Origin of the sequence: Clostridium sp. LIBA-8841, from assembly GCF_034439435.1 — a bacterium.
GTDB lineage: Bacteria > Bacillota > Clostridia > Clostridiales > Clostridiaceae > Sarcina.
On record NZ_JAPCKJ010000002.1, the window covers coordinates 186,138 to 197,250 of the forward strand.

Below are 11,113 nucleotides of genomic sequence, written 5' to 3' on the forward strand. Positions count from 1 at the left end.
CTACTAGTCTGTTTTTTTATTTTTCCATTCATTTAATTGTCTTTCTAATTCTTCTTTTACCTTATCTATTCCTGCACTTTTAAGCTTATTATTAAGCTTTTCAACATATTCTTCTGTATCAACTAATCCAGTATATAAACTTCTCTTAAACTCTTCAAGAACAGTATTTACAGAATTAAACTCTACTTCTACATTACTAGAGTCAAATTCAAATCCTAAAGCTTGTGAAACCTCTGAGTTATTGTTAATACGTTCAAATTCTTTCCATTTATCATCTGGTTCATCTTCTAAAACATATGTTATAAATAAGTTTCCTAAAGTATAATAGTCAACCATGTAATCTTTAGCCTTTTTTAATAGTCTAATTTTATTATTAGAGATTTTTTCATAATGAACGCCCTCTATACCATAATTAATAAGATTCCTTAAATACTTATCTGTATTTAAAAGATTAAGAAATTCCATAGCTTTTTCAGGATTTTTTGAATTTTTAGATATAGCAATCATAGATCCATTAATTGAATCATTAGTTATATAACTTTCATAGATTGGAGTTACTACAACTTTTTCTCCACTTTTAGCTGACCATATTTTTTCAGCATAAGGTTGTCCATCAGCCTTAGTAACAAACTTATTAGCAGAAAAATCTCCTGTATTGCCAAGTTTAGAATTAGTATATCCAAGTTCATTATATCTTCTCATAGTTTTTAGATTAGTTAACATTTCTTCTGTTTTAAATATGTTTGCCACATCAAAATTATTACTTCTTAATGAAATTCCTAAACCTGGAGCCAATTCATCCCATATCATTGGTACTGAATAGCTATTATCTACATAAAAAGGTATAACCCCATCTTCATTTTCTTTAATTAATTTAAGCCAAGGCTCTAAATCTTCCAATGTCCTTAGTTCTTTATAAGGGATATTGTATTTATCTACATATTCCTTTGAAAATACCCACATAGGCATATTGGCTATTTCTTTTTGATTTGGAACAGCATATACTCCCCCATCAACCTCAGTACCTTTCCAAAACTTTTCGTCTATTTCCTTATATACATCTTTTCCATACTGCTCTAATAGGGAGTTTAATTTAATAAAGTTGCCTTCTTTAACATTAGGTAGGTAGTCATTTGCCCATGATGATGTAAATACAAGATCAAATTTTTCCCCTTCTTTTGTTTTATTATTCATAACCTTTGTAAAATCAACATAATCTATAAATCTAATGTCAATAGTTGCATTTATTTTGTCAATTAAATACTTATTTACTTCTTTTTCAACTATATCCATATCATCTGGCTCTATGCCTATGGTATACCAAACTAATTCAGTATTTTCAAAATCACTAGTATATTTTCCATTCTTTATAAGATTAAACATTATTAAAAATATCATAAGTATTAAACCTATAATAATCAAAACCGATCTCTCTACCTTAACCACTCTTCCCCCTCCATTTTCTACTACAAATATATTATATTTATTTTTTATAATTCTTTAAATGAATATTTTTTATATAATCTTACTTTTTTTTATAAACTTATTCTTATCTTTACTAGACTTATTAAACTTTTAGTAATAAAATAAATTTATTATGGAGGTGACCATTTATGATTATTCAAAACATAGATATAAATATACTTTATTGGATCCAAAATAATATTCAAAATAGCTTTCTAAATCCTATAATGATTTTTTTTACTTCATTAGGTAACTTAGGCCTTATATGGATTGCAATAAGTATATTATTAATATTATCAAAGAAGTATAGAAAAATTGTTTTTTTAACTTTAGCAGCTCTAATTGTAAATACAATTCTTGGTGAAGGAATACTTAAACATATTATAGAAAGACCTAGACCATTTACTACTTATCCTGATTTACATATAATAATTCCAAAACCAACAAGCTATTCCATGCCATCTGGACATGCCTCTGCATCATTTGCTGCAGCTTTTATGCTTGCTTATTCATTTAAGAATTTAAAAGTATACATCTACTTATTAGCTTCACTTATAGCTTTTTCTAGAGTGTACTTACTAGTTCATTATCCAAGTGATGTATTATCAGGTGTTTTATTAGGATATATAAGCTTTTTAATTGTTATAAAAACTTATAACTTTATAAAATCTAAAAAAAAATCAAAAGAGTCCTAAGTTGACTCTTTTGATTTTTTCTTTATTTTAGATATTAACTTTTCATAATATTTTATGCTATTTTTTAATGTCGTTACTGCATATTTTTCATTTTCTCCGGTGCTTGTCTCTCCTGTTAAGATGAACCCTGTTACTCCACATCTCATTAAATGATATATATCGCTTAATTCATTTATAGTAGGCTTACTTTTATTACTTCTAGAAATAGAACTAAGTACATTAGTTGCCACTATTATTGATTTATTCTGATTCTTTAAAAGATAAACTATCTTTTCTTGTGCTATAGGAACATTTATTATTCCTACTTCAGCAGATAAATCTCCTCTGGCTATAACTATTCCATCTAGTTCCTTTGCTATTGCCTTTATATTATCTACTCCTTCTGAAGTTTCAATTTTACCCCAAAGTTTTGGTATGACTTGATTTGCTTTTATACTTTTAAAAACACTATTTTTAAACTCTTTACATTCTTCTACATATGAACAATAAGAATATGCTATAATATCTACCTTATTATCTATAGCAAATTTAATATCTTCCAAATCCTTAGGTGCCATTCCCCAATTTTTTCTATCCAGCTTAGGAAGATTACATCCTTTTTCTTTTCTAACAACACCTCCAAGTTTAACCTTAGTTTTTATGAGCCCATTATTATTATTTATAACTTCAAACTCCATTGTGGCATCTTTCATATATATTTTTTTAAAATTATTATTATAAATAAATTTATTTTTTATGTTTAAAGGTATCAATTTTGTTTTATCAATATTTTCTAAATAAAGCTCATAAGTTTCTTCTGAACAAAAATAAATAATATCATTTATATTCACTTTAAATGTGCCACAAATGTTATTAGATACCCTAATTTTATTTCCTTGCAGGTCTAAAAGAATTTTTATACCTTTATATTTATCTCGTATGTAATTGATGCAAACCTCTATGTCTTCATGCTTTCCATGAGAGAGATTCATTCTAATTATATTACCTCCACTTTTAACTATATTATCTATTTTATTCAAGATTTCTTTTTTGCTCTGTTCGTTTTTATTAATAAATCTAGTATTAATACTGCCTACAATGTCCATAATTCCCTCCATAAATATTGCTATTCAATGATATATATGCATAAAAGTTAATAAATATTATTTTCATATATTAACAATTAAAAATAACTTAACATAATATATTTCATAAAATAAAAAGGACTAAAAAAACTAGTCCTTTTGAAGTAAATAATATAAAATTAAATGCTATAATACCACATTCTACAATAAATTAAATTACTTAACTTACTTCCTTAATTATTTTATATAAAGCATCTTTTAACTTTTCTTGATCTATATTCTTAAATTCCTCATCACTTATATTTATAATTAAACACAAAGACTCTAAGTTTTTAACTAAGTACAGTCCTTTTCCACTTTTAATACATATTTGAGCTAATTCTAGATAATCTATTATATCCTCTAAGGTTAAAGATACTACTCTTCTAAGAACTTGGTTATCACCTAAAATCTCTATTTTTTTCTCATTTCCTAACTCCTTTGTTATTCTTACAAAGATATCTGCTTTTGTACTGTTAGATAATAATACTTTTTTAAAAAAACTTTCTCCTAAACAACCTTCTTCATTAAAACAATCTATAGTTAGATTACCTTCTTCTTTTAGTTTTCTGATTAAAAATTCTCTTAAATAGGAGTCATTTATATCTAATGCATATTTCATTATAAAGCACCTCCTTATTTTTAATGTCAATTGTAATATATATTATTCATTTTATTGAAAAAAGTTCTACCCCAAACATAACTTTCATAAATTAAACTGGAGGAGGTGATAAAATTGATAAAAAAATTTGCTACCATATTTATAATAATTCTATGCTTTTCCTTGGCTTTAATCTCATGTTCTAAAGCTGATATATTCACTAAGGAAAAACCTTCTTTAAATTACCATACTAAAAATCTTAGTGAAATAGCCTCTAAAGATAATGTGAAAATTAGAATATTAGATATGAATATTTATAGTGAAGTTGTTGTTGAGAATGAAGATGCAAGAATTGTAGAGGACTTACTTAAAAGTTTAAAAGATTCTAACTTTATACAAGAAGAACCTTTACCTACTAAGCCTCTTTATAAGTTTTTTATTGATTTAGACTCAATTAAATATGTAATAGATATTTATGGAGATGATATAGTAACACTTTATCCTTGGGATAGTGATATAAGTAAGGATTATATAAGTTTAAAAGATACGCCTAACGCTTTTAAGCTTGAACCCTTTTGCCAATATATTTTTAATAAAAAACAACAATGAAAAGAGCTAAAAATAGCTCTTTTCATTATTTTAATTCCTCTAACAATTCAAATACACGCTTTTTATATAGTGGATGAATTTTATAAGGAGCGATTTCATTTAAAGGTTCTAAAACAAAACTTCTTTGATGCATTCTAGGATGTGGAAGAACAATCTCCTCATCCTCACTTATTAAATCATTAAAAAATATAACATCTAAGTCTATAGTTCTAGGTCCCCATTTAATTGTTCTTTCTCTTTTAAGCTTCTCTTCTATTCCTAATAAGAACTTTATCAATTCCTTAGGATTTAAAAGAGTTTTTATAATGCAAGCTCCATTTAAGAATTCATCTTGTTCAGTGTATCCCCAGGGCTCAGTCTTAATTAAGGATGATTTTTTTACAACCTCAGTGTGGTATGCTTTATCTATCTCATTTAAAGCCTCTTCTATATAGTATTCTTTATCTCCCATATTTGAACCATAAGAAAGATATGCCTCGTTCCACTGTCTTTCTATTTCTATAAACACAGTATCTAAACTTCTTAATATAGGTGCCCAAGGTTTTTTTAAAGTAACTTTAACCTTCTTTACTAAAGAATATTCTAATAATATAAACTCACAAATTTTTTCAGCAGTAGTTTCTATTAAATCATAACTTTGTTTCTTAAATTCTTCTTCAACCTTATGTGCAAGCTCTCCGTAATGAACAGATTTGCTTAAATCTCCAGTTATACCGGCTTCTCTAGTATCTAAAGAAAGTTCTATACTTAAGATAAACTTTTGTCCTAATCTCTTTTCCTCTTCAAAAACACCGTGATTACCAAAAACCTCAAAATCTTTAATAATAATCTTATCCATGCAATTTAACTCCTATCTTCTCACCATAGCATCAGTCATAAGAGCAGTTCTTTTATTCACTAGCACATCATGAATTCTTACAAACTCACAGCCCTTAATTATTCCAAGAGTAGTTGTAGCTAAGGTTCCCTCAACTCTTTCATTTGCGGGAAGGTTTAGAGCAGTTCCTATTACTGACTTTCTTGATGTTCCTAGTAAAACTGGATAATCCATAGTACAGAATTCATCTAGTCTATTTAGCACTTCTAAATTTTGTTCATAGTCCTTTGCAAAACCTACACCTGGATCTAAAATTATATTTTCTTTTTTAACTCCTGCTTCTAAAGCTATATTTATGCTTTCTTCCATATCAGCTTTCATAGTTTCTATTATATCGTCTCCATACTCATTGTCATTTCTATTGTGCATTAAACAACAAGGTACTCCATATTTTGCTGCAACTGTAGCCATATATTTGTCTTTTTTAAATCCCCAAACATCATTTATTAAATTTGCACCTGCCTTTATTGCTTCTTCTGCAACCTTACTCTTATATGTATCAACTGATATAGGTATATCAAACTTTTCTCTTAAAGCGTTTATTATAGGAATTACTCTATTTAACTCCTCCTCTTCGCCTACTGGTGTATGGGTTGGTCTTGTTGACTCTCCTCCAATATCTATTATGTCTACACCCTCTTCAATCATTTTCTCAGCTTGTTTTAATGCTAATTCAATATCATTAAACTTTCCACCATCTGAAAATGAATCTGGAGTTACATTTAAAATCCCCATTATGTATGTTCTTTTACCTATTTCAAATTCTTTATTTCCTATTTTCATAAAACTTCCCCCTTAAACAAATATGTCTAAATTCTTTTTCTCTTTGTCCCATTTACAAAGCTTCTCAGCTTTACATAAAAAGCAACTTCTTGATCTTTTATCCGCTAGATATATTATTTTATCTAATCCTTTGGCCTCTTTATTTCTATGATTTAAAATTCCATTTAAAATAATTTCTATTTCATTTTCATTAAAATCACATTCTTTTAAAATATCTAAACTTAATTTATAAGAAGCCTTATTATGCTTTTCTCCACCTTCATATTCTACCCATCTTCCAATGTCATGAAGAAGACCAATTGCATATATAATTTCCTTAGAGACCTCTAACTTTTCTTCTAAAACCATTATGTATGCAATTCTTGATACATCTAAAAAATGTTCTAAGTTATGCTTACAAAAAATTCTATCTTTTTCGCAAAAAGAATTCTTTTTTAAATATTCTTTATACTTATCATTATTAAGTACTTTATTTACTCTTTCCATAATTCACACCTCGAACAACAGTTATCTACATGGAAATCATTCTAAATACATCATTTTTCAAATTCTCATCCTCTAAGAATCTTCCTCTATAAGTAGTCGTTACAGTTTTTGCACCTGGTTTTTTAACCCCTCTCATGGTCATACACATATGCTCTCCTTCAACAACCACCATTGCCCCTTTAGCATCTAAGTACTCCATTAATGCATCAGCAATTTCCTTTGTAAGTCTTTCCTGAAGTTGTGGTTTTTTTGAATAAACCTCTACGCATCTAGCAAGTTTAGACAATCCAACAACTCTCCCATTTGGTATATATGCTATATGAACCTTTCCATAAAAAGGAACTAAATGATGTTCACACATTGAATGAAAAGTTATATCTTTTTCTAGAACTAAGTCATTACTATCAACTTCAAAGGTTTTACTTAAATGTTCCTTTGCATCCATACCTATTCCTGAAAATATTTCCTCATACATTCTTGCAATTCTATCTGGAGTTTCTAATAATCCTTCTCTATTAACATCTTCTCCTATTGCTTCAAGTATTAATTTCATTCCTTCTCTTATTTTATCTTTATTAATCATTTTGCCCTCCTTCTAAAAAGCTTCTAATAGAATTATCGTATTTCTTTTTTATCTCTTCTATTAAGTCTTTTTCCCCAAAAAATTCATCTTCAAATTGTCTTACTTTCATTATTCCTAGAAGGGAATTACTTATGAAAATCCCTTCACTATTTCTTAAGTCATCTATAGTATAACTTCCTTCTTCAACTAAGAAATTCTTTTCTATCCATTTTCTAATTATACCATTTAAAAGACCACAACTCACCTTAGGGGTATGTATCTTATTATCTTTTATAAAATATAAATTGCTAGTAGCCCCTTCTGTCAATTCTCCTCTTTCATTTAAAAATATTACTTCATCAAAGCCTTCATCCTTTGCTCTTTCCTTTTCCATAATATTTTCAATATAACATGTACTTTTTAAATAAGTTAATTTAGAAGTGCTGTTTCTTCTTACATCACTAAGCTTTAATGAAAAACCTCTATTATAGTCATCAGGACTATAAGTAATATTTCTAGTAGAATAAATTATATTTTTCTCAGTAACTGTTATTTTTAAAGCCTTATTATTTATTTTTTCATTTTTAATAAACTCTTTTAGATCTTCTTCATTAATATTAAAAGGAATTTCTAAAGCTTCACACCCCTCTTTTAATCTCTTTAGATGTTCCTTTAAAAATACCCCCTCTTTTAATACATGTATTGTTTCAAAAACTCCTCTGCCAAAAAAAACCGAAGAATCTATGTACACTAAATTTTCTTCTACCATATTATAATTTTTTTCATTTTTACCTATATAAATCACTTTATACCACAACCTTAATTATAATACTCTCATTAAAGCCTTTGCCTTATCTAAAGTTTCTTCATACTCCATTTCCTCATCTGATTCAATGGTTATGCCTCCACCAACTCCAAAATAAGCTTTATTATCTTTAACTAATATAGTTCTTATAACTATATTAAAATCGCAATTTCCCCTTAAATCAAAATAGCCTATGGCTCCAGTATATATTCCTCTTCTAATTCCCTCTAGCTCTTCTATTATCTCCATACTTCTTATTTTAGGAGCACCTGTTATAGATCCACCTGGAAAACATTCTCTTATACATTTTACAGAACTAACATCATCATTTAATTCTCCAATAACAGTTGAAACTAAATGAAACACTGTAGCATACTCCTCTAATTTAAATAACTCTGTAACCTTAACTGAAAAGGGCTTACAAACTTTGCTTAAATCATTTCTTTCTAAATCAACTATCATTAAAAGCTCTGATTTATCTTTTTCACTATTTAAAAGTTCTTTTCTATTTTTTTTATCCTCTATTTCATTTATTCCTCTAGGTCTTGTTCCTTTAATAGGCCTTGTCTCAACCTTATTATTATATACCTTTAAAAATCTTTCTGGTGAAGAACTTATTATTTGGAAATCCTCTAAATTTAAGTAACAGGAAAAGGGAGCTTTATTTATACTTCTTAAACTAATATATGTATCAAAAGGATTAGAATTATATTGGCACTGAAACCTCTGAGTTAAGTTGGCTATATATGTATGTCCCTCTTTTATATAGTCTTTTACTTGTTTTACAGCATCTATATATTCTTCTCTTGAAAAGTTTGAAATGAATTCACTTTTTTTATCTAAAATTATGTTAAATTCTATTTTTCCTCTTTTTATCTTGTCCTCAATATATTTTATGCTTTTTTCTGAGTCTTCTTTAATCCCTAAAGCAGTTACATAAGTTTTCTTATTTCTTAAATCAAATATTATTACATTATCATAAAATAAAAAATAACTATCAGGAATACTTAAATCATCTTTAGCACTTTCAGGCATCTTTTCACTTACTCTTCCTATGTCATAAGAAAAGTACCCCATTGCTCCTCCTAAAAAAGGAATATTACTCTCATAATCAATTTTATATTTTTTAATTAATTCATCTAACTTAACAAAGGGATCTCCACAACTCAATTTCTCATCTATGTAAATTTTATCTCCTTTAGAAACAAATTTTTTAAAAGGATTTACTCCTATAAATGAGTATAGAGAAAACTCACTTTCTTCTTTTGAACTATCTAAAAATATACTATTCCTTTCATCTTTAAATAAAGAATACACTTCATGAGATTCAAGTTTATTGTCTATCTCTTTTATTTTAAAATTCAAGCTAATCACCTTTCTATAGTATTAAATTTTTTCTAGAAATTTCAATAAAATTTCTAAGCATTTCATGACCATATTCAGTTAAAACAGCTTCTGGATGAAATTGTACACCTTCTACCCTATACTTCTTATGTCTTATCCCCATGACAACACCATCATCACTTAAAGCTGTTACTTCTAAATTCTCTCCTAAAGAATTTTTATCAACTATTAAAGAATGATATCTAGTGACATTTATATTGTTTTTAATTCCTTTAAAAACACCTTTTCCATCATGAGTTATTTTACTCACCTTTCCATGCACTGGGAATTCTCCTTTTATTATATTACTTCCAAAGGAATATCCTATACACTGATGTCCAAGACAAACTCCTAAAATCGGAATCTTTTCTTTAAACTCATCTATGATATTCAAACATTCTTTCATATCTTTAGGCGCCTTAGGTCCAGGTGATATAATTATTCCTTCTGGCTTTAATTTTTTTATCTCTTCTATAGTTATTTTATCATTCCTTTTTACAACAATATCCTCATTTAGCTCTTTAAAATATCTAACTAAATTAAATACAAAGGAATCATAATTATCTATTATTAAAAACATTAATTCACCTCTAAAACATTTAGTTTAAAATCATTATATCAAAAACATATCAAAAAAAATATTAATTTTATACCATTTATATATTACTGTTTTCCTAATTAATAATATAAAGTATTGTTATTACTTGATTAGAAGTAAAAAATTAATTTATTTTCCTCTAATTTCTGTGTTAAAATATTTATACTACAAATTTTATAAAAATAACAATATTATTCAAATAATAATCTTTATACATACATTAATTTTTTCATTTTCAAAGGAGGGTTTACTATTAATATTAATGCAGAATTTCATTGTCACTCACTAGCTTCTGACGGAACACTATCTCCAAAAGAGATAATTAAAGAAGCAAAAAAAGCAGGTATATCATTAATAGCTTTAACAGACCATGATATAACTTCTGGTCTTGAAGAAGCCAAAGAAGCTGCAAAAGATTTAGATATTCAATTCATCCCTGGAATAGAACTTAGCTGTGAACATAAGAACGCTACTGTTCATATATTAGGATATTTTAGAGATGACTCTTATAAATCAGAATCTTTTCAAAACTTCTTAAAAGAATTAAAAAATTCTAGAATAGATAGAGCTAAAAAAATTGTAGCTAATTTAGAAAAATATTTTGATATAAAACTTGACTATAGAGATGTTTTAGCAAAAGGAAAAGGTGTAGTTGCCAGACCTCATATAGCTCAATGCATAATAGATGCTGGCTATCCTTACGATTGGGAATATATCTTTGACAAATTCATCGGAAATGATAGTCCTGCTTATGTTCCAAACAAAAAAATCTCTGTAGAAGAAGGAATAAATATATTAAAAGCTAACAATGCTTTAACTGTTCTCGCTCATCCAAAACTTATAAAAAGAGTTCCAGTAAAGGAAGTTATGGAATTTCCTTTTGATGGTATAGAAGCAATCTATTATCAAAACACAAAAAAGGATACTGACTTCTTTGTTTCTTATGCTGTTCATCATGATCTTCTTATTACATGTGGTTCTGATTTTCATGGTGACCATGAAGGAGACGAAAGACATGGTCATGTTGGATGTATGAGTATTCCTGAAGGATATCTTGAAAAATTCCTTGAAAAATATCATAGTAATAAAAAATAATATTAATCAAAATAATGGCAATATGGTTTAACTAACCACATTGCCATTATTT

Annotated in this window: 12 protein-coding genes and 1 pseudogene; 3 read left to right on the plus strand and 10 right to left on the minus strand. The window is 27.3% G+C overall.

The features are described 5' to 3' along the window. Positions 1 to 3: 3 nt before the first annotated feature. A complete protein-coding gene (locus OIF33_RS06550; RefSeq protein ID WP_322503424.1) occupies positions 4 to 1,446 on the minus strand; it encodes an ABC transporter substrate-binding protein in 1,443 nt (480 codons plus the stop codon). Between the two features lie 167 nt (positions 1,447 to 1,613). On the opposite strand from OIF33_RS06550, the gene OIF33_RS06555 reads away from it, so the two are divergent. Then, the gene (locus tag OIF33_RS06555; protein WP_322503425.1) at positions 1,614 to 2,159 is read left to right on the plus strand and encodes a phosphatase PAP2 family protein; all 546 of its coding nucleotides are present in this window, start codon (positions 1,614 to 1,616) and stop codon (positions 2,157 to 2,159) included. Here the strand turns inward: OIF33_RS06555 and OIF33_RS06560 are convergent. Next, the gene (locus OIF33_RS06560) at positions 2,156 to 3,244 is read right to left on the minus strand and encodes a pyruvate kinase (RefSeq protein ID WP_322503426.1); all 1,089 of its coding nucleotides are present in this window, start codon (positions 3,242 to 3,244) and stop codon (positions 2,156 to 2,158) included. The two genes, OIF33_RS06555 and OIF33_RS06560, sit on opposite strands and share 4 nt — an antisense overlap. A 199-nt stretch (positions 3,245 to 3,443) precedes the next feature. Then, positions 3,444 to 3,884 (minus strand): hypothetical protein, encoded by a 441-nt coding sequence (locus OIF33_RS06565; RefSeq protein ID WP_322503427.1) that lies wholly within the window; start codon positions 3,882 to 3,884, stop codon positions 3,444 to 3,446. A gap of 114 nt (positions 3,885 to 3,998) precedes the next feature. Here OIF33_RS06565 and OIF33_RS06570 point away from each other — a divergent pair, with 114 nt between their 5' ends. Continuing rightward, positions 3,999 to 4,472, plus strand: a complete 474-nt coding sequence (locus OIF33_RS06570; protein WP_322503428.1) for a DUF4883 family protein — start codon at positions 3,999 to 4,001, stop codon at positions 4,470 to 4,472. 25 nt (positions 4,473 to 4,497) lie between these two features. Here OIF33_RS06570 and folK read toward each other — a convergent pair whose 3' ends face one another. The 7 genes and pseudogenes from folK to OIF33_RS06605 form a co-directional block, all read right to left on the minus strand. Then, a complete protein-coding gene (gene folK / locus OIF33_RS06575; RefSeq protein ID WP_322503429.1) occupies positions 4,498 to 5,310 on the minus strand; it encodes a 2-amino-4-hydroxy-6-hydroxymethyldihydropteridine diphosphokinase in 813 nt (270 codons plus the stop codon). Positions 5,311 to 5,322: 12 nt separating this feature from the next. Then, positions 5,323 to 6,132 carry a dihydropteroate synthase gene (gene folP / locus OIF33_RS06580; RefSeq protein WP_322503430.1) on the minus strand — a complete coding sequence of 270 codons (810 nt, stop codon included), beginning with the start codon at positions 6,130 to 6,132 and terminating at the stop codon, positions 5,323 to 5,325. 12 nt (positions 6,133 to 6,144) lie between these two features. Continuing rightward, positions 6,145 to 6,618: an HD domain-containing protein gene (locus OIF33_RS06585; RefSeq protein ID WP_322503431.1), complete on the minus strand. Its 474-nt coding sequence runs from the start codon at positions 6,616 to 6,618 to the stop codon at positions 6,145 to 6,147. Positions 6,619 to 6,643: 25 nt separating this feature from the next. Further along, a complete protein-coding gene (gene folE / locus OIF33_RS06590) occupies positions 6,644 to 7,201 on the minus strand; it encodes a GTP cyclohydrolase I FolE (RefSeq protein ID WP_322503432.1) in 558 nt (185 codons plus the stop codon). Further along, on the minus strand, positions 7,194 to 7,985 hold the full coding sequence (locus tag OIF33_RS06595; protein WP_322503433.1) for an aminotransferase class IV: 792 nt from the start codon (positions 7,983 to 7,985) through the stop codon (positions 7,194 to 7,196). Before OIF33_RS06595 ends, folE begins: the two co-directional genes overlap by 8 nt. Before the next feature lie 18 nt (positions 7,986 to 8,003). Next, positions 8,004 to 9,350: an aminodeoxychorismate synthase component I gene (gene pabB / locus OIF33_RS06600; protein WP_322503434.1), complete on the minus strand. Its 1,347-nt coding sequence runs from the start codon at positions 9,348 to 9,350 to the stop codon at positions 8,004 to 8,006. A gap of 5 nt (positions 9,351 to 9,355) precedes the next feature. Beyond that, positions 9,356 to 9,948 (minus strand): annotated as a pseudogene (locus tag OIF33_RS06605) (anthranilate synthase component II). 270 nt (positions 9,949 to 10,218) lie between these two features. Here OIF33_RS06605 and OIF33_RS06610 point away from each other — a divergent pair. Next, entirely contained in the window at positions 10,219 to 11,061 is an 843-nt protein-coding gene (locus OIF33_RS06610; RefSeq protein WP_322503826.1) for a PHP domain-containing protein, read from the plus strand. Positions 11,062 to 11,113 lie beyond the last annotated feature (52 nt).

Bases quoted from the DNA above. Each gene is read 5' to 3' on its own strand.
- OIF33_RS06560 (WP_322503426.1), bottom strand. From the start codon at position 3,244: ATGGACATTGTAGGCAGTATTAATACTAGATTTATTAATAAAAACGAA.
- folK (WP_322503429.1), bottom strand. From the start codon at position 5,310: ATGGATAAGATTATTATTAAAGATTTTGAGGTTTTTGGTAATCACGGT.
- OIF33_RS06565 (WP_322503427.1), bottom strand. From the start codon at position 3,884: ATGAAATATGCATTAGATATAAATGACTCCTATTTAAGAGAATTTTTA.
- folE (WP_322503432.1), bottom strand. From the start codon at position 7,201: ATGATTAATAAAGATAAAATAAGAGAAGGAATGAAATTAATACTTGAA.
- OIF33_RS06555 (WP_322503425.1), top strand. From the start codon at position 1,614: ATGATTATTCAAAACATAGATATAAATATACTTTATTGGATCCAAAAT.
- folP (WP_322503430.1), bottom strand. From the start codon at position 6,132: ATGAAAATAGGAAATAAAGAATTTGAAATAGGTAAAAGAACATACATA.
- OIF33_RS06585 (WP_322503431.1), bottom strand. From the start codon at position 6,618: ATGGAAAGAGTAAATAAAGTACTTAATAATGATAAGTATAAAGAATAT.